23 protein-coding genes and 1 tRNA gene are annotated in these 23,533 nt (G+C 39.9%); 2 read left to right on the top strand and 22 right to left on the bottom strand.

All coding sequences use genetic code 11. The annotated features are described in order from the left end of the window. Positions 1-9 precede the first annotated feature (9 nt). From ABG082_RS04505 to queG, 7 genes are all read right to left on the bottom strand, one after another. A complete protein-coding gene (locus tag ABG082_RS04505) occupies positions 10-1,629 on the bottom strand; it encodes a DHA2 family efflux MFS transporter permease subunit (RefSeq protein WP_017366903.1) in 1,620 nt (539 codons plus the stop codon). A 39-nt stretch (positions 1,630-1,668) separates the two neighbouring features. After that, a complete protein-coding gene (locus ABG082_RS04500) occupies positions 1,669-2,301 on the bottom strand; it encodes an HlyD family efflux transporter periplasmic adaptor subunit (RefSeq protein ID WP_007497037.1) in 633 nt (210 codons plus the stop codon). A gap of 363 nt (positions 2,302-2,664) precedes the next feature. Then, on the bottom strand, positions 2,665-3,828 hold the full coding sequence (gene yhbH / locus ABG082_RS04495) for a sporulation protein YhbH (protein ID WP_007497035.1): 1,164 nt from the start codon (positions 3,826-3,828) through the stop codon (positions 2,665-2,667). Positions 3,829-3,968: 140 nt separating this feature from the next. Continuing rightward, entirely contained in the window at positions 3,969-5,864 is a 1,896-nt protein-coding gene (locus ABG082_RS04490) for a PrkA family serine protein kinase (RefSeq protein ID WP_017360374.1), read from the bottom strand. A 442-nt stretch (positions 5,865-6,306) separates the two neighbouring features. Next, complete coding sequence (gene trmL / locus ABG082_RS04485; protein ID WP_348936597.1) at positions 6,307-6,780, bottom strand: tRNA (uridine(34)/cytosine(34)/5-carboxymethylaminomethyluridine(34)-2'-O)-methyltransferase TrmL; 474 nt, start codon at positions 6,778-6,780, stop codon at positions 6,307-6,309. Between the two features lie 43 nt (positions 6,781-6,823). Then, positions 6,824-7,726 carry an amidase domain-containing protein gene (locus tag ABG082_RS04480; protein WP_348936596.1) on the bottom strand — a complete coding sequence of 301 codons (903 nt, stop codon included), beginning with the start codon at positions 7,724-7,726 and terminating at the stop codon, positions 6,824-6,826. A 61-nt stretch (positions 7,727-7,787) separates the two neighbouring features. Then, positions 7,788-8,936, bottom strand: coding sequence for a tRNA epoxyqueuosine(34) reductase QueG (gene queG, locus ABG082_RS04475; RefSeq protein ID WP_348936818.1), 1,149 nt, complete (start codon positions 8,934-8,936; stop codon positions 7,788-7,790). A gap of 83 nt (positions 8,937-9,019) precedes the next feature. On the opposite strand from queG, the gene ABG082_RS04470 reads away from it, so the two are divergent. Then, positions 9,020-9,616 (top strand): hypothetical protein, encoded by a 597-nt coding sequence (locus ABG082_RS04470; RefSeq protein WP_008349086.1) that lies wholly within the window; start codon positions 9,020-9,022, stop codon positions 9,614-9,616. A gap of 96 nt (positions 9,617-9,712) precedes the next feature. On the opposite strand, the gene ABG082_RS04465 is transcribed toward ABG082_RS04470, so the two are convergent. The 13 genes from ABG082_RS04465 to ABG082_RS04405 form a co-directional block, all read right to left on the bottom strand. Beyond that, positions 9,713-9,786: transfer RNA gene (locus ABG082_RS04465), tRNA-Gly, on the bottom strand. A gap of 127 nt (positions 9,787-9,913) precedes the next feature. Continuing rightward, a complete protein-coding gene (locus ABG082_RS04460; protein WP_008349087.1) occupies positions 9,914-10,594 on the bottom strand; it encodes a hypothetical protein in 681 nt (226 codons plus the stop codon). 79 nt (positions 10,595-10,673) lie between these two features. Further along, positions 10,674-10,955 carry a hypothetical protein gene (locus ABG082_RS04455; protein ID WP_008349089.1) on the bottom strand — a complete coding sequence of 94 codons (282 nt, stop codon included), beginning with the start codon at positions 10,953-10,955 and terminating at the stop codon, positions 10,674-10,676. Further along, complete coding sequence (locus ABG082_RS04450; RefSeq protein WP_008349091.1) at positions 10,952-11,857, bottom strand: PqqD family protein; 906 nt, start codon at positions 11,855-11,857, stop codon at positions 10,952-10,954. Before ABG082_RS04450 ends, ABG082_RS04455 begins: the two co-directional genes overlap by 4 nt. Then, entirely contained in the window at positions 11,841-13,307 is a 1,467-nt protein-coding gene (locus tag ABG082_RS04445) for a hypothetical protein (RefSeq protein ID WP_073415892.1), read from the bottom strand. Before ABG082_RS04445 ends, ABG082_RS04450 begins: the two co-directional genes overlap by 17 nt. Further along, positions 13,285-14,031: an ABC transporter ATP-binding protein gene (locus tag ABG082_RS04440; RefSeq protein WP_008349096.1), complete on the bottom strand. Its 747-nt coding sequence runs from the start codon at positions 14,029-14,031 to the stop codon at positions 13,285-13,287. Before ABG082_RS04440 ends, ABG082_RS04445 begins: the two co-directional genes overlap by 23 nt. Positions 14,032-14,146: 115 nt before the next feature. Continuing rightward, positions 14,147-14,359 carry a hypothetical protein gene (locus tag ABG082_RS04435; RefSeq protein WP_003211695.1) on the bottom strand — a complete coding sequence of 71 codons (213 nt, stop codon included), beginning with the start codon at positions 14,357-14,359 and terminating at the stop codon, positions 14,147-14,149. Between the two features lie 116 nt (positions 14,360-14,475). Then, complete coding sequence (locus ABG082_RS04430; protein WP_348936595.1) at positions 14,476-14,598, bottom strand: hypothetical protein; 123 nt, start codon at positions 14,596-14,598, stop codon at positions 14,476-14,478. 302 nt (positions 14,599-14,900) lie between these two features. Next, the gene (ssuD, locus tag ABG082_RS04425; RefSeq protein ID WP_249670335.1) at positions 14,901-16,043 is read right to left on the bottom strand and encodes an FMNH2-dependent alkanesulfonate monooxygenase; all 1,143 of its coding nucleotides are present in this window, start codon (positions 16,041-16,043) and stop codon (positions 14,901-14,903) included. Between the two features lie 14 nt (positions 16,044-16,057). After that, positions 16,058-16,846, bottom strand: a complete 789-nt coding sequence (locus ABG082_RS04420; RefSeq protein ID WP_262368836.1) for an ABC transporter permease — start codon at positions 16,844-16,846, stop codon at positions 16,058-16,060. A 44-nt stretch (positions 16,847-16,890) separates the two neighbouring features. Then, positions 16,891-17,880, bottom strand: coding sequence for an aliphatic sulfonate ABC transporter substrate-binding protein (locus ABG082_RS04415; protein WP_046527432.1), 990 nt, complete (start codon positions 17,878-17,880; stop codon positions 16,891-16,893). A 14-nt stretch (positions 17,881-17,894) separates the two neighbouring features. Next, positions 17,895-18,662: an ABC transporter ATP-binding protein gene (locus ABG082_RS04410; RefSeq protein ID WP_148780308.1), complete on the bottom strand. Its 768-nt coding sequence runs from the start codon at positions 18,660-18,662 to the stop codon at positions 17,895-17,897. Positions 18,663-18,824: 162 nt separating this feature from the next. After that, positions 18,825-18,980: an FbpB family small basic protein gene (locus ABG082_RS04405; RefSeq protein WP_008349111.1), complete on the bottom strand. Its 156-nt coding sequence runs from the start codon at positions 18,978-18,980 to the stop codon at positions 18,825-18,827. A 265-nt stretch (positions 18,981-19,245) separates the two neighbouring features. Here ABG082_RS04405 and ABG082_RS04400 point away from each other — a divergent pair, with 265 nt between their 5' ends. Next, positions 19,246-20,538, top strand: a complete 1,293-nt coding sequence (locus tag ABG082_RS04400) for a homocysteine synthase (RefSeq protein WP_008349114.1) — start codon at positions 19,246-19,248, stop codon at positions 20,536-20,538. Between the two features lie 42 nt (positions 20,539-20,580). On the opposite strand, the gene lepB is transcribed toward ABG082_RS04400, so the two are convergent. Further along, on the bottom strand, positions 20,581-21,147 hold the full coding sequence (gene lepB, locus ABG082_RS04395; protein ID WP_017360387.1) for a signal peptidase I: 567 nt from the start codon (positions 21,145-21,147) through the stop codon (positions 20,581-20,583). A 156-nt stretch (positions 21,148-21,303) separates the two neighbouring features. Next, positions 21,304-23,247 (bottom strand): LTA synthase family protein, encoded by a 1,944-nt coding sequence (locus ABG082_RS04390; protein ID WP_017360388.1) that lies wholly within the window; start codon positions 23,245-23,247, stop codon positions 21,304-21,306. Positions 23,248-23,533 lie beyond the last annotated feature (286 nt).

Genomic DNA, 23,533 nt, shown 5'->3' with positions numbered 1-23,533 from the left:
CCTCCACACTTATCTTGCATCTTGGTTTGCTTCCTTAGGTGCTGGAAGCAATGTCATTTCTTGTTTCTTATCCTGCTTTTCTTTTCGCTTTTTATCCTTACGTACATCTCGCAGGAATAAGCTAAGAATCACACCAGCTGCACAGAATAATGTCACCCACATGTAAGCATCATTGATGCCCATCACATTTGAATCAACTTGTGCTTTCGTAAAGAGCTGGGTAGACACATATTTTTGAGCAGCTTCTGCTGTCATGCCCATATGGTGCATCACATTAGAGACAGCCGCCTGGAATGAATTCATAAAGAACGGATCAGCTGTATTCGTTTGATCTGCCATATTGGAATAATGGAATGTCGTGCGATTTGTATAAATCGTCGTGATCAAACTCGTACCGATCGAACCACTGATTTGTCTCAGTGTATTTGACATCGCTGTACCATGACTGTTTAAATGCTGCGGTAATTGGTTCATCCCAGCAGTCATGACTGGCATCATTAAGAGTGACATACCAAAGGCACGTACTGCATACATGAGCACAATGTGACTATAAGATGTATCAATCGTTAGCCTTGTAAACTCGTATGTGGTGACAACCGTAATCAGCATCCCCACAATGGCAAGTGGACGAGGTCCAAATTTATCAAACAAGATCCCTGAAATTGGAGACATAATCAGCATCGCAAGTGCCCCTGGAAGCATTAATAACCCCGATTGCAGTGCAGTAAACCCAACGAGGTTCTGCAAATAGATCGGAAGTAAAAACATCCCAGTGTATAAGGCAACGGTAATAATAATGTTAATAACACTTGATAATGAGAAAATGCTGTATTTAAACACGCGGAAATCAAGCATCGGATTATCCGCTTTTAGCTGTTGGAAAATAAAGAGAATGATCGCAATCGCACCAACAATAATCGTAGATAGAACAATTGGATCTGTCCAGCCATCGCTTCCCGCTTCGCTCACTCCGTATAGAAGCGAAGCAAAACCAACGATCGACAGAATCGCACCAAGGCTGTCCAGCTTGATTTTTTTAGGCTCTACAATATTTTTAAACATAAAGAAAGCCGCGATAATGACAATCGCACCGATTGGTACAAGTCCATAAAACATAATACGCCATGAATAGTGTTCAATAATATAACCAGATAACGTTGGTCCAACAGCTGGCGCAAACATCATCGCAAGACCAAAAATCCCCATTCCTTTCCCTCTGTTTTCTGGAGGGAAAATAAAAAGGATTGTTGTCATGACGAGCGGCTGTAAGATACCGCCACCGACTGCCTGAATCAAACGACCAATCAGCATCGTAGAAAAGTTTGGCGCAATACCGCAAATAAAAGTCCCTAGTGTAAATGAAATCATCGCCACGAGGAATAAGCTGCGCTGGCCAAAACGTGTGATTAAAAACGCAGATAACGGAATGAGCACACCGTTGACAAGCATGTAACCTGTTGTAAGCCACTGAATTGTCGTCGCACTCACATTAAATTCAGTCATTAAATGGGGCATGGCTACGTTCAAAAGCGTTTGGTTTAAAATCGCTACGAACAAACCGGCCATTAAAATGATCAGTAAAGACAAGGAGCCTGCTCCCTGTTTTGTCGCTGCAGGTTGATTTGCCATCTCAGACAACCTCCTTTCATTTTTTGATATCAGTCATCATTAAGATGAAATTTTGACAGAAGCATTCATACCTGGAAGTACTTTGTCAGATGGATTTTTAATTGAAATTTTCACTGCTACTTTTTGTGTCACTTTCGTGTAGTTACCACTTGAGTTTGTTGCTGGCAGCATATTGAATGTTGAGTTTGTTGCATAACCAATTTGTTCAACTGTTCCTTCAAATGTTGTATCAGGATCGCCGTCTACAACGATGTCCACTTTGTCGCCTTTTTCAATGTTCTTAATGTCTGTTTCTTTAATATTCGCTGTAATGTAAAGCTTGCTTAGGTCAATCGTTTCACCAAGAACTGTCCCAGGCTGCACTTGTTGGTTGTTTTGTACTTCTTTTTTGACTAATGTGCCATCAGCCACTGCTTTAATGTTTGTTTTTGCTTCTCCTTCAACTTTTGCAACTGTGCTGTCTTTTTGCACTTCGTCACCTTCATTGATGTCCCAGCCTTTGATTTGTCCAGCTGCTGGCGCTGTAATTTGGTACATGTCACCTGTCACTTTTGCTTCATCTGTTTTTACGAAGTTTGTGCTTTCGTAGTAGTAATAAGCACCTCCGGCAATAATGGCAAGAATCACAATAAGGCCAATAATATTTGTTAGCAATAAACGCCCTCTGTTCATGTTTTGTTTCTCCTTTCATGTATAAAAATATAGTGTCATCTGCTTTAGCAAACTTAGAATGCCCATCATCTGACAGATTATGAAACAAGCTCATAGAGCTGCCTGTTTCCCCTTTTTCTACTCTGCTGAAAATGGTGTGCAGCCCATTTATACTTATTGTTCACTTATGAGCAAAAAGCAGAAAAAGAAGAAAAGACGATCGGCATCTTTTTTTGAAAAACTTATATTTAACAAGATTAAATATTAATAAATGAAAATTGAAATGTCAAAGAGAAAGTTTTACTTTTTTTCTGGTGATCCCTTCCTTCTCCACACAAAAAACCTTTCAGCCCTTATGCTGAAAGGTTTTTTTGAATGTTCTCTTTAAGAAAGAACTTCTTCCTGCTGAAAAAATTTTTTTAATGCGAGAAAAACGTCTGATTTTTGCTTCAAAATATAATGCTTAAATTTCTCATCCTGAATATGTTTATATGCTGACATTAACGTAGAATGCCGATTATATTGATTCACTTCACCATAACAAAATAAATTGGCTTTTTTCATAATTTCAGAAACGAGCTTCACGCACCGTGCATTATCAGAGGTCAAATTGTCACCATCAGAAAAATGGAAAGGATAAATATTATATCGTGACGGAGGATATCGTTCGTCTATGAGCTCTAGTGCCTTTCGATAGACAGAAGAACAAATGGTTCCCCCGCTCTCTCCCCGAGAAAAGAAGTGCTCCTCATCTACGACCTTCGCCTCTGTATGGTGGGCAATGAATTCGATCTCGACTGTCTCATACTTTGTCCGCAAGAAACGTGTCATCCAAAAGAAAAAGCTTCTCGCCATATATTTTTCCCAAAGCCCCATACTTCCGCTCGTATCCATCATCGCTAGGACAACCGCTTTCGATTCTGGTTTGGTGACTTCATTCCACGTCTTATATTTAATATCCTCTGGATAAATGGGATAAAAGGAAGGGCTTCCTGTCATGGCATTTCGTTTAAATGCTGACAGCATTGTTCGTTTTTTATGGATATTACCGGTTAACCCCGTTTTGCGAATATCATTAAACTCAATTTCCTCGACAACGATATCATCAAGTTCCTTTTGTTTAAGATTTGGTAGCTCCAGCTCACGAAACAGCGCTTCCTCTAAATCCATTAATGAGACTTCTGCTTCGTAATAATCATCACCGGCTTGATCTCCAGCACCTTGCCCTTTTCCCTGCCCTTGCTTACTGTCAGATCCATCCCGAGCGACCACATCGCCAACCTGGCTGTCTCCATCCCCCTGACCTACATGCTTATTCTTATCATAGTTGTACCGAATTTTATATTCATCTAAAGAACGGATTGGAATTTTGACCACATCTTTGCCATTAGACATGATGATGCTTTCCTCTGTGACAAGATCCGGCAAATTGTTTTTAATCGCCTCTTTGACTTTTTTCTGATGACGCTGCTGGTCATCAAAGCCTTTTCGATGGAGGGACCAGTCTTCCTGAGACACAATAAACTGACTTTTTTCTTGCCGGGACATCCATCCCCCTCCTCACCTTTTTGGACAATTCTTGTAACCATCGATTCCATTATCGTATGCTGGCCGACGTCGAAATGACGACGATTTCTAAAAAAGACATTACTGGTGTTGGTTTGCTCCAATAATGCCTCCTTCATTTATTAACGATTCAGAAGACTACCTACATATTTTAAGAGTTCATTTGCACTTGTGGAATTATAGCCATGCTCATCAATCAATCGCGCCACTACTTCATTGACCTTCTTCAACTGCTGCTCATCCGGCGTTTTCGTCGATGTCGTAATTTTCACGACATCTTTCAAATCGGCAAAGAGCTTCTTCTGAATGGCTTCTCTTAATCTCTCATGAGAATTATAATCAAAGCGTTTGCCCTTTCTTGCATAAGCTGAAATCCGAATAAGGATTTCTTCTCTGAATGCCTTTTTGGCGTTTTCAGAAATGCCGATCTGTTCCTCAATTGAACGCATGAGCTTTTCGTCAGGATTCATTTCTTCACCTGTTAACGGATCACGCAGTTTGTTTTTATTGCAGTACGCCTCAACATTATCTAAGTAATTATCCATGAGAGTTTTCGCAGACTCCTCATAGGAATACACAAATGCCTTTTGAACTTCCTTCTTCGCCATATCGTCATACTCTTTTCGTGCGACAGAAATAAAATTCAAATAACGTTCCCGATCTTCACTTGAGATCGATGGATGCTGATCGAGTCCTTCTTTTAAGGAACGGAGGACATCCAGTGCATTGATGGATTCCATGTTCTTTCGAATAATGGTGGATGAAATGCGGTTAATGACATATCTCGGGTCAATTCCGCTCATTCCTTCGTCATGAAATTCCTTTTTCATCTCATCAATATCAACAGATTGGAAACCTTCGACACTTTCCCCATCATACAGTCGCATTTTTTTCACCAAATCGATATCAGACCGCTTCGGCTCTTTCAGCCTTGTCAAAATAGAGAACATCGCAGCCACCTTTAGCGTATGCGGTGCAATATGAACATCTGAGACATCACTTTCTGAAATCATCTTATGATAAATACGTTCTTCCTCTGTCACCTTTAAATTATAAGGGATCGGCATCACAATAATTCTTGAGTGTAAAGCCTCGTTCTTTTTATTCGAAATAAATGACCGGTACTCCGTTTCATTCGTATGTGCAACAATCAATTCATCCGCACTAATCAACGCAAAACGCCCCGCCTTAAAATTTCCCTCCTGCGTTAATGAAAGAAGATGCCATAGAAATTTCTCATCACACTTCAACATCTCCTGAAATTCCATCATTCCACGGTTCGCTTTATTGAGCTCTCCATCAAACCGGTACGCACGCGGGTCTGACTCTGAACCAAATTCAGCAATCGTTGAAAAATCAATACTTCCTGTTAAGTCGGCAATGTCCTGAGATTTCGGATCAGACGGGCTGAAGGTACCAATGCCGGTCCGTTTGTCCTCTGAGAAAAAAATTCGTTCCACTCTCACATCCTCAATGCGGCCGCCATATTCCTCTTCGAGCCTCATCAAGTTCAAAGGTGATAAATTCCCCTGCACACGTATGCCGTATTCTCTATAGAAATCCTCCCGCAGATTTTGCGGAATAAGATGAAGCGGATCTTCATGCATTGGGCAGCCTTTAATCGCATAGACTGCGCCATGATCTGTTAGTGAATACTCTTCCAGCCCTCTTTTCAGCCTTGTGACAAGCGTCGATTTCCCGCCGCTGACTGGACCCATTAACAATAAAATACGCTTTCTGACATCTAAACGTTTAGCCGCAGGGTGAAAATACTCTTCCACTAGCCTTTCCAATGATTCCTCTAATCCAAAAAGCTCCTGATCAAAAAATTTGTAGGTTCTGACCCCATTCTCCTCTTCAATCCCGCTGTCCTTAATCATATGATAAACGCGAGAATGAGCAGATTGAGCGACAAGTGGATTTTCTTTAATAATATCTAAATATTCGCTGAATGTGCCTTCCCATTTCAGTCGCTGCTCTTCTTCTCTGTGCTGTTCAATTTTCTTTAAAATATCCATATGAACCTCCTCTTTCAAGATTGAAGCTAGAAATCAGATACTGTTTTACAATCTATGCGGAGGCGTCCTATTACATGCTTTCGTTCTTCAAAATGACGAATTGGCAAACTGAATTGACAACCATCCGCAAGACCCTTCATAATAAAGGAAAAACAGGAGAAAAATGATCTTCATCTCCTGCTTTTCAAGGCGAACTTCGCAACATATGAAACCGGCAGCAAAGGAACAAAGGGATAAGGGGGAGCTTATATGAGAACGGTCATTATGATGGGCGTCATCATTACGTTTTTAGTATCCATTTTCACAGCTGGCTACGAAGGCAAGCCTGGCAAATGAAAAAAAGGATGTTCCATCAGCGGAACATCCTTTTTCATTTCGTTCATATTTTCAGCACTTACATATTCACTGAAAGCGAGATGGGATCTCGGCTTTTATCATGTTCTTATATCAAATCTCGGTATTGTTGCTGGCGAAGCGCCTCATACACAAGAATCGCTGCCGTATTCGATAGATTCAGTGAACGAACATGCTCTGTCATTGGTAAACGTAGACAGCGATCCATATTCCGTTCAATCAAATCTTTTGGCAATCCACTTGTCTCTCTGCCAAATACGAAGAAGTAGTCTTCATCTAGTTGCGAGTAATCGAACGTTGTATGCGGCTTTTGCCCAAACTTTGTGATATAGAAAAATTGCCCCTTCGGATGAGCCTCAAACAATTCATCTAATGATTCATGATAGACGACATTGGCATATTTCCAATAATCGAGTCCTGCACGCTTCAGCATTTTATCATCTGTCGAAAAACCAAGCGGACGAATCAGATGAAGTGTTGTATTTGTTGCTGCACATGTTCGCGCAATATTTCCAGTATTAGCTGGAATTTCTGGTTGATATAAAACGACATGAAGTCCCAAAAAAGTTCACCTCTAATTTTCTTTTCCGCTCAACATTATACCATTAACTATCCTTCGGAGCATCGTCCAAAATGTGAAAAAACGTATAACGAATACTAGGTGTATAAGCCGTTGAATCTTCATACGACCAGTAACGCATACGGCTGTCATACGTTTGTGCATTCACTAGAGGCATTCCGCCTTTATCATGATCAACGACAATGGTTGTATGATTATACCTACCGTCACCCTCAAAATCGTAGCAAATAACATCACCTATTTGAAGCTCTTGCGGCTCCTTGAGCTTCTTCGCTCTCAACCCCGCTTTGGAATTCGCTAAATAATTTTTCATCGAATGTGCCACCGTCCAGCTGTAGCTCCATGTATGTGGACGAACCCACCAGCCAGATCCACGGTTCGGATATCCTCTCGTTGGCGCATTCCCTGCTTTTAGACATTGTGAAATAAAATTCGTACAGTTATCTTCGAAATTTTTATAGGCTGGATTTCGTTTATTCCAATACGTTTCAGCATATTGAACAGCTGCACGCCGGTCATAGTGAAAAGCTCTTCCAAATTGGTCTTCATTTTGGAAGCGCTCATCCTCCTGATCTTCCTTTTGTCGTTCTTCTAACATCATACGATCTTTCACAAGCATGTCATTATAAAGAAACGCTTCTCTTTTCTCAACCTGTTCCTCTAAATAAAAAGAATCGTCTATATCCTTACAGACATAAGTGAGGTGAGCGAGATATTGTACTTGCTGAGCTCCATCATCTTGAATAGCTGAATCGAGAAGTTTTGCTTTTGCTTTCGCCTTGACAATCTCAACTTGTCTTCTTGCAAACAGCTCTTTCTTTCGCTCCACAGCGTCCACATCAGACATCAGCTGCGGCTGTTTGATCGTACTGCCATTTAATAAATATGCCAGCCTGTCTTCTAACGTTTGTTCTAATAATTGTTTCACACAGACACCACCAAACTTTTTTTAACATCTCTGTTTGGTTCATTCTATGTTCAATGGGAGGTTATTTAGTATTTAAAGGTGTTTGTAACAATTCAATCCCTTTGATGATCTCTTGTTTTGCTTCTTCATCACTTTCCCGCCCAAGGGCTTTTTCGAGTTCTGAAAGCTGCTGACCATCGCCAATTTTACCGATTGCCCAAGCAGCCGTGCCTCGAATGACCGGTCTTGGATCTTTATGCATCAGGTCAACCAAATCTGGCAAAGCAGATGTATCTTTAAAGTGAGCAAGTGCCAAAATGGCATTCCGCTGAATAAGCTTTTTCCCTCGCCATGATCCAGAAACATGACCATACTTCTCTTTAAACTCACGATTGCTGATTGTCAGCAGTGGCTTTAAGAGCGGCTTTGCAATTTCAGGGTCCGGCTCCATTTCAGGATGTAGATGAAAGTCTTTCCCTTTATTAATTGGGCAGACCGTTTGGCACGTATCACATCCATACAACCGATTCCCTATTTTCGAGCGAAATTCGTCAGGTAAAAACCCTTTTGTCTGTGTTAAAAACGAAATACACCTTTGAGAATTGAGCTGGCCTGGATTCACAAGAGCACCCGTTGGGCATGAATCCACACATTTATTACAAGTTCCGCACTGGTCTTCTATTTTCTCATCCGGTTCAAATGGAACATTTGTAATCATCTCAGCCAAATAGACATAAGATCCGAACTCTGGTGTGATAATCATACAGTTCTTTGCGCTAAAGCCAATGCCAGCACGTTCGGCTACAGCACGGTCAGACAATTCACCTGTGTCCACCATTGATTTTGTCCGTATATCTTCGTGTTTACTGCGCAAAAATTCTTCAAGCATGTCGAGCTTTTTTTTCAGCACAACATGATAATCAGTTCCCCATGAAGCCCTGCAAAAAATCCCTCTTCTTGCATCCTTTGTACTTCGGGGAGCATCTTTCATTTTGGAAGGGTATGCGAGCGCAATGGCGACAATTGATTTTGCTTTTGGAAGCAGCAAAGCAGGATTTGTTCGTTTTTCGATATCAGGCTCTTCAAAACCGGACAAATACCCTAACGATTCATGTAAGATGAGGCGGTCCTTTAATGAATCAAATGTATCAGCACTTGCAAATCGAATTTTATCGACACCAATTTCGTTCGCATATTGAATTAATTCTTCTTTTAATTGTCCAACATGAATCACCTTGCAAACCTCCTTTCTTTGTTTCTTCAGTTGATTTCAGTATAATACGAGTGTATCATGACCGATTGGAGTGAGTCACTGTGAAGATACAAATGGAAATCTCCCAACCTCAAAGCCCGTCTATCCATGTTGGACAGATTGAATATTCACATATTGAGATAGGGAAATCCCCTCAAATGTTAAAAGGCCGACTGCGCCTGTTTCAAGAATCTTTGTTTTTTGAATATGAAGATCAAACTTTGGAAGAAGTACCAGCGATTAAAGAATGGACGAATCTTCTAGAAGGTATCCCCTTTCTTCCGCTTCTTGCTGATATTCAAAAAGAACAATTTATTGACTCGACCAATTCCGTACAGGATTTGTCGATATTTTTTTCACTAAAATATTTCTTGCCTATCCTTACATTAGATGCCGATCAATTGAAAGGGCCTCTTTCATTATCCAAAAATGAAACTGGTCATATTGAATGGCAGGATGGCGCAGAGCTTAAAGGGTTATTTTCTCAAGCAAGTAAAGCTCAAATTTCTCAAGACACAAAAAGCATTCTTCAAATCATTCTCTTCCCACCATCTATTTCCCGGGAAAAGAGTGAAGCGCTTATACAATCCTTGACGAAGATGTTTATACAAATACATGGTGGAGAAAGTAAATATGAACTCATTGAAAAAGCACTGTAGGTCACAGTGCTTTTTACATTATACTGACATAATAAAAAACGCAACACTTCGTTTATCTATGAAACGAAATACTGCGTTATAAACAAAATTATGTATTGGAGCGGGTGATGAGAATCGAACTCACGACATCAGCTTGGAAGGCTGAGGTTTTACCACTAAACTACACCCGCATCAATCTTTTAAAGACAACGTCATTGCGTTGACTTTTATTATGTTACAACTTTCTTAACAATTCGTCAAGAGAATATGAAGATTTTCCGTCAAAAAATTTCATATTCTCCATATATATTACGATAGTTATTTGTCTAGCTGCAAATACACCAAATAAGCCTGCTTTACATCTTTTAATTCCTCTTTCAGATTCTTTTCAGAACCTGTTAAACCAGAAAACTCATGGTTCATTCCAGTTGTGATGGTAGTAGAAATTAATTTTTTCTCTCCAGGAGACATGTGAAAAAGATCTGAAGCTGATATCGTTGTGTTTCCTCCCACGTCCTGTTTGAAATCCATGCTAGTCGAGAGTTTCGTTAGTTCGCTTTGCTCTTTATCTTTCCATAAGCTATACGTTACTTTTAACAGATCATCTTTTTCATCTTCTAGCTGATAGATAAAATTCACACTGTTATCGACGCCATTTTGATGAAGGTCAATGGTGATTTTTTTTGTATCTTCTTTTAATAATTGTCCATCTTTGTAATGCATACCGATCAAGGATACACTTTTATTACTGCCTTTTAGTCCTTTCACTGTCATCGCTTCAAACGGCTTATCTGATAATGCTTCCAAAAGACTTTTTTCATTTTTTGTTAGTTTCATAGGTTCGACAGTTACTTCATCGTGAGTTGCTGTTTCCTTATTTTTCTCTGTTGCAGGTTTTTCTGAGACCGTTTTCTCTGTCGTTGTTGTTTCTGCAGCCTTCTCGCCGCATCCTGCTAATAGAAAAACAGTAAATAAAAGAATACTCCATTTCTTAATCATTGATATCCCCTTTTATACATTTATTCTTTATTATACTAAAATTTAGTTGATTATACAAAAAAAGATTAGGAAAATTTTCCTAATCTTTCGCTTTTTTCTGTTTCATGGCTGATAGGAATGCCACAATGAGAAAACTGACAGCAAAAATGACAACCATATAAATAAAAAAGTTTGGTTTGATTTGGAACGTAAATGCAGACGAACCTTCCATCTCAAAAGCAAGACTGTTAAATAATAATTCATTATTTGTTTTTGATTGAAATAAGTGATAGAACAGAACACCAATGGTCAGCATCGGAAAACCTAAGAAACCTAGGAAACTACCAACAATTGCACCTTGTTTCATTGCCTGAACGTTCATGATCGTTGTCCTCCCATTCCACCAAGCAATAACTGCTTCATAATAGACTTACCATCCCCCATAAACGGAAGAAGGTAGAGCAATTGAATAAAATACGTGATTGAAAAAATGAAAAACCCTGTCGAAATTGGATTTTCTTTTAGAAATAAAACAGTCACAATGATTCCGGCTGCGCCAATGAGCCCCGGCAAAAGCGGACCAAGCAGTGTAATCCACACCTGTTTTTTCTGAAACGGATCTAAAACAGGCCTCACAAATTTCACAGACATCATATCGCTCGCAAAAAAGCCTTGAGGGCCATCCCGGCCGGCGAACTTCCGATGTGCATACCCATGCGCCGCCTCATGCAAGGCAGTTCCAGTAATTAATCCGAAATAAATAATCGTAAAATAAATCGCAATGGCTGCAATCGATGGATCAGGAATAAATAAAAAGGCGATTCCCGCCATGATCATAAAAAGCACCCAGAAAAAGATGATTTTGCGCGTCACCATCAGCAGAGCCGTACCCAATATGTGAAGAAATGAATGACCCGTGCAGTCAAACCGCTCTTTCATCTTTACTTGATACTGCTTAAAAAATTGACAGAAGGCTGTGACAGTCCGATATGGCGATTGATAATGAATCGACAGCAAGTGATGCTGATTCAACCCCATCATCAGTTGATAAAAATCGCGGGCAATCACAGACTCATCGACCTGAAACAAATCGGCGAGCTCTGCCGTAATACTCGCCTCTGTCCTTTGACCATCCACTTTCGTTAACATATGATATGCACTTTCGTTAATTGGAAGTGAGCTTCCGTACTGCGTATCAGTCAAATGCCTTTTTTGTAAAGTCACATATGGTGCAAGTGCCGGCACCCGCTCAATCTTTAGCTTATTGTTAAGAAGTTGAATCATGTGAATACCTCCATGAAAAACCTTTATATATGGCAAAGATGAGCAGACATTCAAATCCTGCCACAAGCAGCCACTGAAGCATTTGACTCGATTCCCCTATCACATAGTTTCCAATAAAAACAATCGGAATCATGATTAAAATAAGCGCTCCAAACGAGAAAATGCCTGTGTATGGATTATTTCGATCAAGGGGCAATAAAATACCAACCACATAAAAGAGAGCCGTTGCATTACACAAGACAGCAGCGCCAATCAACACGATCCAGATCTGATCCGGGAGCGTCAGTGTTGTGATCATAAATAAAACAATTTGGATCACACCAACGAGCAAAAGCCCAAGGAACTTATAAAGAGCCACTTCCCACGGCCTTAGACCGAACGTTTTATACATCCCAAGCATTCGTTTGTCATTGCCAAATGAATTAAAAGCTGTTAACCCAGCTAGCGCACATAAGACAAAAAAAGCTTCTCCTTCAAAGCGGAAGGCAAACTGATAACGGACAAATAAAATGACAATAAGGAGGATGAGAAAGTTTAAAATATTTTCTTCATTTCTCACTTGTGACTTTATTTCCTTTACAATGAGTGACCACTTTTTCGAAGATGAAAATGGTAGTTTGTGCAGAAAGGTTAACGCTTTTTTCTCAGCCATAATTGGCATTAAAGCAAGAGAAATAAATGCGCCTCCCGCAGATAATAAGATGAAGAGGATCAAAAACGCATAATTCACCCCGTCAGGAGACATCCCTTGTGCCGCTAAGAAAAACGGTGCTGTAAAATACATCAAATGATAATCAAACTGTACATATGATTGCTGTATTTGATTGATGTCGAAATGTGTCATTCCATAGGCTACAACTAGCGCTAATAAAACAAATATCGCTGCAAATTTTTGCAACGGTAATTTTAATTTTAGTACGAGTAAATAAGTCACGTTGTAAATGAGCTGAAGCAGTGTTAAGACAAAGAGCGATTGCAACAGCACCATCAAAAAGAATGTAAGAATAAAGAAAATACCGATCCCTTGTGCAATAAAATTAGGTAAAAGCAAAATCCCGATGAAAAATAAAACAAGCCCTGTTACAACTGTCACCATCGGAATGAAGTAACCAAGACTTTTTTGAAAGGTAGACAGCGGAAACCAGCTGAGCTGCATAGAAAAACGGTCTTGTTCAGGTGTTCTGACTTTGATCAGCACAAATAACAAGCTTGTAAAAATGGATGCATTGATTGCCATCGACACAACCAACAACCCAAGTGAACGTTCATCTCCATTTAAGAAAGCCTTCATAAAGACACCCGTAAAACTGTATCCGATGATGGCTCCCATTGTGACTGCAAACAAAAAGAATAAGACCACAATGATTCGCTTCGTTTGAGTATCAAAGAGCTTATACATCTCCTGCTGCCACATTTTAAGCATCATTTTAGAAATGATTAATGATTTCATCAAAATGTGCACCCCTATCACTTAACATTGAAGCTTTCAGAAACACCTGTTCCAATGTGCTTGATTGATACTTTTCTTTTAAGGCTGAAACCGTCCCTTCATCCATTTTATTTCCTTTAGAAATAATGGCGATCTTGTGGCACAGCTCTTCCGCTGAAAGCATATCATGCGTTGAAAGCAAGATTGCACCATGGTGCTCGGCATAACGTTTCATTAGTTTCTTTGTGTTTATAACCGCTTCAATATCAAGTCCTCTAAAGGGCTCATCCATGATCACTAATTGACTCTCAAGCATAAAGGCAGCAATCAGCTGTGTCTTTTTTTTCATTCCATGGGAATAGGTTTCAATCGGTCTTGATAAAGCTGATTCCATATCAAACAATTCAATTAGTTGATTTCTTCTTTGAATTGTTTTACATTCATACATAGAAGAAACAAAATCTAAATATTCAGCACCAGTCAATGCTTCAGGGAGCAGCAGATCATCTGGAACATAGGCGACTTGTTTTTTAAAGGATGGATCATCATTTGTGACGTCCTTGATATGAATGGTTCCTTCTGTATGCTTAATGATGCCGAGTACACAGTTAATCATCGTTGTTTTACCGGATCCATTTGGTCCAGCAACAGCAACGATTTGATGAGGGGCAATTTTCAAATGAAAATCATTGACAGCAGTCACGTTATTTTTATACGTCTTGGTTAAATTCTCGATCGTAAACATATAACCTCCAAGTGTCTGCATATTCTTTAAAAACAGATCAGGCTAAACCGCCCGCCACAGACGGTTTAGCCCTGGTGTCTTATCTAAGAAGTAAAAAGATGAATCCTAAGTATAGCTACTTACATTCAATTTGGACTTTTAAGCCACTTTCCCACTGAACGGCTCCTGTAAAGCTACCCTTGCCGTTTGCTAAACACCAAACTGCTGCTCCTAGAACAACTGTTGCTCCCAATCCAAGAAGGACAGCAACAAATACTAAGAACCAAGCTTGGTCCATAATAGCAGGTTCCATAGTGGAATAGTCAACTTGCGGCGCTGCATAAGTCATACTTTTCACCTCCCAGCTTATGATGATCGTATCATAGGCGTCACACTCCAAACATCAACAGAAGATCCCATTTTTGACCGAACATATTTTCGTGTAAAATGTGACTTTTTATTCAATTATTCATGTTCAACTGTATAAATTCTCCCTTTTTTACTATTTTTCACCACAACGTAAGAACCACCAAACCCATATAATGTCAATTGAACCATCTTTTTTCTGCCTTTTTTCAAATAGTTCATTTTCATCATCTCTTCTATTTAATCTTTCATTTTTTTGAGATAGAAAGAATTCCCCCGATATATCAGATATAAAAGTCCTAATTATATGTCGTTAACACATCAAATACGACATATTAACTGATAATTCCGACAAAAGAGTGAGCATATTTTCCTTCTTCTCTTGTCTCTTAAAATATGTATATACAAGAAAACCTGTTGGGAAAAAAGCCCTTGCCTTCTTCCACAGCACATATCATTTTACTTGCTTCTCTTTCTATAAAAAAAGCAAAGCAGCCCGACAAGTATGACTGCTTTGCTTTCATTTATGAGGAACTTGCAGCAGAGGCTGTATCAGGAAAGTAATTGTTCCCAATAATTTCACCAGCAGGAACGTGTGGTCCTGCATCACCATTTCTTTTAAATGGGAGAAGCGGGAAAACAAGTTCTGCTAAATAATAAGATTCTTCTAAGTGCGGATAACCAGAAAAGATAAATGTATCAATACCTAGAGACTGATATTCTATTACACGTTCTGCTACTGTATGCGGGTCCCCGACGAGCGCTGTTCCTGCCCCGCCTCTAACTAAGCCAATGCCTGCCCAAAGATTAGGGCTAATTTCAAGCTTCTCTTTATTCCCTTGATGTAATTCAACCATTCGTTTTTGCCCTACTGAGTCCATCCCTTGTAAAGTCTTTTGCGCCTCATCAATAGTCTCTTGATCTAAATGACGAATCAGATGTTCCGCTGCTTGCCAAGCTTCATCTTCCGTTTCCCTCACGATCACATGAAGTCGAATACCAAACCTCACCGTTCTTCCTTCTTTTTCAGCCTGCTTTTTCACTTGTGCGATTTTCTCTTTTACTTGTGCAGGAGGCTCGCCCCAAGTTAAATAAACATCTGTATGTTTTGCAGCGGCTTGAATGCCTGCTTCTGATGATCCTCCAAAAAAAACGGGTGGATGTGGTGTTTGAGCTGGTGGAAATAGCAGACGTCCATTTTGTGCTTGCAGATGCTTCCCTTGAAACTGAACATTCTCTCCTTTCAATAACCGCTTCCAGATGGTCAAAAATTCTTCTGTTGCCTCATAGCGTTCATCATGAGAAATGAATAGCCCGTCTCCTTCAAGTTCTTCTTTACTTCCTCCCGCTACAACATTGATCAGCAGTCTCCCGCCTGAAAGCCGATCAAATGTGGAGGTCATTCTAGCAGCAACAGACGGCTGCATCAACCCTGGCCGAAGAGCCACAAGAAACTTTAAATGAGTTGTCTCTGCAGCTAAAGCGGCCGCTGTCAGCCATGGATCTTCACAAGATCTACCAGTAGGCAGCAAGACCCCTGTGTACCCAAGCTGATCGGCAGCTTGAGCAATTTGTTTAAAATACGGATAGTCTGCCTGTCTTGCCCCTTTCGATGATCCTAAATAACGCCCATCCCCATGCGTTGGAATAAACCATAGAATATTCATCATATCGCCTCCTATTATTTTCCACCTTGATAACTTGTGCGCCATTTGAGCAGTCGCTTTTCTAACAGCCGTACAAATGAATCAGTCATCTTACCAACTACCGCAAAGATGATAATCCCTACAAACACTTTATCAGTTTGCGAGAATTGTCTTGCATCCATAATCATGTAGCCAACTCCACTACTCGACCCCATCAATTCAGCCACCACTAAACCAAGCCAGGCAATGCCTAATGAAAGCCTCACGCCCAGAAGAATATGAGGAAGGGCAGCAGGTAAAATGAGCTTTGTGATATTTTGATACAGATTAAACTCTAAAGCGCGAGCCACATCGAACAGCTTGTTATCTACACTGCGAATTCCTAGAAAGGTATTGATATAGATTGGAAAAAAAGCCCCAAGTGCAATCAATAAAATTTTCGCTGATTCATCAAAACCAAACCAAAGAATAAATAAAGGAGTCACCGCTAAATGAGGAACTGTTCTCAGCATTTGCAAGGTCGGATCTACATACTGCTCGGTTTTCCTAGAAAAACCGACACACAAACCCATCGCAAGTCCTAAACCTCCCCCAAGTAAAAACCCGCATATTGCTCTGTAGAGACTGATGTAAATATGGCCAAACAGCTCACCGGAACGAATCAACTCACGAAAAGATTCCGCAATGACAGTGGGTGCAGGTAGTACAGTAGAAGAAACGATTTGGGAAGCAGCAGCTCCCTGCCAAATCGCAATGAGTAAAGCAGGTAATACAAGTCCTTTTAACATGATGAAGGATGAAGCTTTTCTCCTTTTTTTCTTCATTCGCTCGGTTTTAGTCACAAGGGCTGGGTTAGATGCAGCTTTCATCAATTCTTCTCCTCTTTCAGCATTTTTTCAATAAACGAATTATCTACCACCTGATTGACATCAATCTTCCGCTGTATCGCCTTTGTTTGATATTGAAAATCAGCTGTATGCTGCTGGGCGTTTATGATCTTCTTAGAAATGGGCTCATTGAGCGGCTCTGTATTGTTTAATACTTGTGTCACCACCTTCTGATCTAATTGTTTCAAACGAGCATAAAGTGTAATGGCTTCCTGTTGATGATCTTTCTGCCATTTCACCGCTTTGTCATATACTTTTAAAAATTGCACCACTAGTTCAGGGTACTCATCGGCAAACTTGGTTCTGACAAGTGTGAATCCAGGTGAATATAAATCGGTCGCTTCTCCATTAACCAGTAGCTTTGCTCCCTTTTCTATCGTTTCAAGTGATAAGAACGGCTCCCAGATCGACCAAGCATCAACTGACCCATTTTCAAACGCAGATATTGCCTCATCCGGCTGAAGCTGAATGATCTGGACATCCTTTGCAGATAAACCTGCCTGATCTAATACTTTGTATAAAAAGTCAAAACCACTGCTTCCTTTGGCAACGGCGATTTTTTTCCCTTTTAAATCTTCTACTTTTTGAATCTCACTGTTCTTATTCACTAAAATCCCATTCGCCTTTAACCCATCCTGAGATAAACCAATTTCCTTAAAATCAATACCTGCTGCCTGACCAGCTATAACAGGTGAATTACCAACCTGTGAAAAATCTAATTGATTGGCGGCGAGCCCTTCGAATTGGGGAGGACCACTTTGGAACTCCACCCACTTGACTTTCATACCTTCTTTTTCAAATGATTGCTCAAACCACCCTTTTTCCTTTGCTAAAAGAAGTGGGCTTAGACTTTGCTGAATCCCAATCCGAACCTCTTTCGGCTTGTCTTCTGATCCATTCGCTGCTTGACCACACCCAGCTAATACAAGGAGGATACCCAGAAAGAGAACGATCCTTTTTTGCCTTTTCATTCGATTTGACCTCCTTAAATTCCTGAGCCATTCGTCAGTAACAGCTCATCTGTTTTCTCAAATTCTGAAAGCACCTTTTGTCTTAAGCTCTGAAAAGCTGTTGACGTTCTATTCCTCGGGAATGGTAAGTTCACGGGAAGGATTTTATGAATTCGGCCGGGTCTTGCTTGTAACAGCACAATTTCATTGGCTAAATAAATGGATTCGTCAATATCATGAGTGATAAGCACCATCGTTGTTCTTTTCTCCTGCCAAATATCCAGCAGCACATCCTGTAAGTGTTTCCGTGTAAATGCATCTAGCGCACCAAAAGGTTCATCAAGCAATAAAATCTCCGGATCACGCAGGAGTGCTCTTGCAATAGCAACACGTTGTGACATCCCGCCTGAAAGCTCATGTGGATAGGCGTGTTCAAAGCCTTTTAACCGAACAATGTCAATTAATTCATCCACTTTGCGGCGAACAGCTGCTTGTTTTAAATTGAAATTGGCAGCGATATTTTCTTCGACCGTCAACCATGGAAATAAGCGATGCTCTTGAAAAATAAAGCCCTGTTTCATTCCTGGTTCTGTCACACGCCTTTCTCCTATCACGATCTGCCCATCATAATCTGTATCAAGCCCTCCAATCATCTTCAGCAATGTACTTTTCCCGCAACCGCTCGGACCAATCACCGTCACGAATTCACCAGGAACGATGGTGAGCCTTACGTTTTCAAGCACTTGAATGGTTTGTTTGTCTTTCCAAAAAGACTTATCCACAATATCAATGGAAATAGTCAATGCAAGTTCACTCCTCTTGTCATCAGATAGATACACAGAAAGGCCCTTATCCCAAAAGAGAGATAAGAGCCTTCGTTTTGTCCGATCAGCTTTTCATATTGAGTTGTTAGCACCATCCTAAATCATATTATTCCTATAAATCAACTACATTTTATAAAATGGTTATTTCGACCTTGTATGTTTTTCATCAATACGATCGTAAATGGCTTCTATTCGTTCTTGATTGCTGTAAATCTCATATTTGTTACGCTCAATCAAAATGTCTAATGTGATATCCATATGTTTTCTGTATTTTTTTCGTTTTTTCTTTTTCTCCATCTTCAACTTCCCTCCTGATTAAAATAAAAAAAGGCCCTTCACTCATGCCTGAGTGAACGAGCCTTCGGTTGACCGATCAGCGATTCTTGTTGGTATTTTCAGTATGCTTATGTTAATACATACTATTCCGACATGTCAACTATATTTATTGTTTTTTCAGATTTATCTAAAAAATGATTGACCGGGCACTAAACAAGATTTATAGTCTTATTAAATATTTCTTATTAAAGTAGTTGGTTTTATCTAACAAAAGGAGGATACACACATGTCAGAAGAACTTCAATTTCGTTTAGAAACAAAAGCAATACACGCAGGTCAAGAACTGGATTCAGCCACCTATTCAAGAGCTGTACCTATTTACCAAACAAGCTCTTTCGGTTTTAGAGATAGTGAGCATGCGGCGAATTTATTTGGCCTTCAGGAACCCGGTAATATTTATTCACGTATTATGAACCCGACAAATGATGTGTTTGAAAAACGGATCGCTGAGCTTGAAGGTGGAATTGGTGCACTTGCTGTCTCCTCAGGACAAGCAGCGACCACTTACTCCATTTTAAACATTGCAGGAGCTGGTGACGAAATCGTATCCTCCAGCAGTCTGTATGGCGGCACATATAATTTATTTGCTCATACATTAAAAAAGCTCGGAATTACAGTGAAATTTGTGGATTCCTCAAACCTTGAAGAACTTGAAGCAGCCATTACAGATAAAACAAAAGCAGTGTATGCAGAAAGCATCGGGAATCCAAAAGGCGACATTTTACATATTGAAGCCGTATCAGCCATTGCACACAAGCACCATATCCCTCTAATTGTGGATAACACACTTGCCAGCCCTTATTTGTTAAGACCGATTGAATTTGGCGCAGACATTGTTGTCCATTCAGCGACGAAATTCATCGGCGGCCATGGCACATCCATTGGCGGAGTCATCGTCGACAGCGGCAAGTTTCCTTGGAGTGATAGTGATAAGTTCAAAGGCCTGACGGAACCAGACCCTAGCTATCATGGTCTGACGTATACGGAAGCGATTGGCGAAGCAGCTTATATCACAAAAGCACGTGTACAGCTCTTACGTGATCTAGGGGCGGCTTTATCACCATTCAACTCATTTTTACTCTTGCAAGGCTTAGAAACATTGCATCTTCGCCTTGAACGCCACAGTGAAAATGCATTGAAGACAGCACAATTTTTACAAGATCATCCTCTTGTAGAATGGGTCAGCTATCCAGGTCTTGAAGGCCATGAATCCTTTGAGCTGGCTCAAACTTATTTACCAAAAGGACAAGGCGCCATCCTCACATTCGGCATTAAAGGTGGCAAAGACGCAGGAAAAAAACTCATTGATTCGGTTCAGCTTTTCTCACATCTTGCAAACGTAGGCGACTCTAAGTCACTCATCATCCACCCTGCCAGCACAACGCATCAGCAATTAAGTGAAGCAGAGCAAAAAGCCACAGGGGTGACACCAGAACTTATTCGTTTATCTGTTGGAACAGAAGCGATTGAAGATATTCTGGCAGATCTAGAACAGGCGATTTCAAAAAGCCAGTCTTAACCAAACAAAAAAAGCACACGCCTGTGTGCTTTTTCTTATTGATTAGTGATTGATTAATCGAATATCTTGGAAGGGATAAAACACGAATGATGTTGTCCCTTGAATATCACTCTTTGTAAAAAGACCTAAACCGTTGCGACTGTCCATTGAGTTTTGGCGGTTGTCACCCATGACAAAGTACTTTCCTTTAGGGACTGTAAGAGGACCAAAATCAGGTGTCAGCAAGGTGCCATCTGCGGCAGCTTTCTTTTTGTTTGATGCTAAATAAGGCTCCGCCACTTTTTGACCGTTCACATATAGCTGGTCATTTTTCATTTCGATTTTATCACCAGGTAAACCAATCAATCGTTTCACATAGTGAGTACTGCGGTCTTCCCCATCAAGAACAATGATCTGTCCGCGTTTATAATCGCCGAAGTAATCCACTGTTTTATTCACAAACACCCGCTCTGTATTATGCAGTGTCGGTTCCATAGAAGTCCCCTTTACAATATACGGTGCGAATAAAAAGTTACGAATGATAAAAACAGCAATAAATGCGATTAAGATGGCTTTGATCCAGCCCCATAATTCTGATTTCTTTTTTTGTGTTTTTGTATTTGTTGTCATAAGCTCCTCCTGAAATCCCCTAGGACAAAATGAGTTATCGCCAGCTGACCGCTAGCGCCACGCTTGTTTCTCCCTAAATATAAACATATTTTGCCAACAAATCAAGCTGTAAGAGAGAAAAAGGCAAGCACCTTTCTGTGCTTGCCCAAAACTCAGTTAGTTAGCAGAAGAATCCGCTTCTGTCTCTTTGTTTGTTTTACCATAGAAATAATCAGATGGATTCACTGGTTTAAAATCAGATAGCTTATGGAATCGAAGAAGATCCCTGTACAGCACTTTATCTGAAAGGCTTAACTGATTATCAACACGGGCTTTAATCGCTTCTGTCTTTTTGTTTTGTTTCACAACTTTACCCGTTTTTGTATCGTAGACGGTATTATCTACAAGGGTATATTTTGGTGTCACATAGTTTCCGTTACGGAATGCAACAGTTTGATCATGCTTTTTAGAAAATAGATCTGTCCCAAAATTCACAAACTCGTTTGAATCAATACCCTGCAAATGAAGAAGCGTCGGCATCACGTCTACTTCACCGCCATACGTATGATTCACGCCGCCTTGTTTACCAGGGATCCGAATCATGAGCGGTACACGCTGATTTTGTGCATTTTGATATGGCGTAATTTCTTTCCCTTGAATCTCACTCATTGCACGGTTATGGTTTTCAGAAATACCGTTATGGTCACCATATAATAGAATCACTGAGTCTTTATACAGACCTGATTTTTTCAAGTCCTTAAAGAATTGTTCTAATGACTCATCCAAGTATCTCGCTGTTTGGAAATAATTATCCACTGTTTTATCGCCAGTTGTTGCCTTAGCGATTGTCGCATCTTTCTCATCTAAATTAAATGGATAATGGTTGGTCAATGTCATTAAGTGTGCATAAAATGGCTTTTTCATTGATTCTAACATTGGGATTGATTCTTTAAAGAACGGTTTATCCTTCAGACCCATGTTTACAAGGTTTTCTTCATCCATGTTGTAATAAGATGCATCGAAGAATTGATCAATTCCCATATGTTTATAAATCGTATCACGGTTCCAGAAAGATTTATAATCCCCGTGAAGCACTGCACTCGTATAGCCTGCTTTTTGATCTAAGATGGCAGGAAGTGATTGGAAAGTATTTTCACCTTTTGTCACAAACGCTGCACCCTCTGGCAAGCCAAACATACTATTATCCATCATGAGCTCAGCATCAGAAGTCTTCCCTTGACCAGTCTGGTGGAAGAAGTTATCAAAATACGTAAAATCTTCTTTTCCATGAGCTAGTTTGTTTAAAAACGGCGTCACTTCTTCTCCATTTAACTTGTAGTCAATTAAAAATGACTGGAAGCTTTCTAAATGGATTTTGATGATGTTTTTCCCTTTTGCTTGACCAAAATATTCTGCATTTGGTTTCGCATAGTGAGAGGTTGTATAGTTCACAACATCCGTTAAATCATCACTGCTCGCATTTGCTACCTGCGTTGCATTTTGTGCGGTTTGCACGCCGTCATAAATCGCATAGTTATAAACACCTAAATATTTCACAATATACTTATGATCAAATGTTCTCGTCAATAATTCTGGACGATCTTTTTCAGCTAAGTGTAGGTTAACGAAGAACAGTCCAACACCTGCAGCGACAATCAGCAGTGCGAAAGTTTTTTTCATTTGGAACTTCTTCACTTCTGGTCTCCAAATGACAATGGCAATTAAAATGATGATATCAAGGAAGTACAAAAGGTCATGCGGCTTAATACTTGCTAACACACCGCCAGTCATACCTCCCCCAAGATTACCGGCTTGTTTCATTGTCGGGAATGTTAAAAAATCATCAAAGAAACGATAGTACGCTACATTCGCATATAAAAGTGCGGTCATAATAAAATCAATGACAATTAAAACAATGGCCGATTTACGCCCCTTCAAAAAGAGAGCAAGTCCTAAAAACACGATGGCTGAACTAAATGGATTTAATAAGAGAAGACCCTCTTGAAAAGATCCCTTCACTCCTAAATTAAAATCCATTTTGTAAGCTGTGTACGATTTTGCCCAAAATAGAAGAACAGCCAAAACAAAAAAGCTATATTTGTTCGCAAATATTTTTTTCATAAAACCTCTTCTTTCTTATTTTCGATCTGATATAAATGAAATCATAAAAAATTTACATTGATTTTGCAAATGTAAATCTTCTGCACCAAGCATTCCGATGCTCTTTTCTCCGCAGGTTACATGTGCTCCTTTAATATAACGAATAAGAAGCATCATAAGTTTCAAAAAAAATACGAGTAAATAAAAGGAAAAATATCCATTTACATTAAATTTACTGCCGCTTCATGTTTCAGAGAATGATGAAGGTTTTGTAAATCACTCAGTACTACTTTACTTTTTTCATCTA

The organism is Bacillus sp. BS1807G30, from assembly GCF_040047675.1.
Lineage (GTDB): Bacteria > Bacillota > Bacilli > Bacillales > Bacillaceae > Bacillus > Bacillus altitudinis.
The sequence above is the reverse complement of the archived record's forward strand: the minus strand, read 5'-3'. Positions and strand labels throughout refer to the sequence as shown.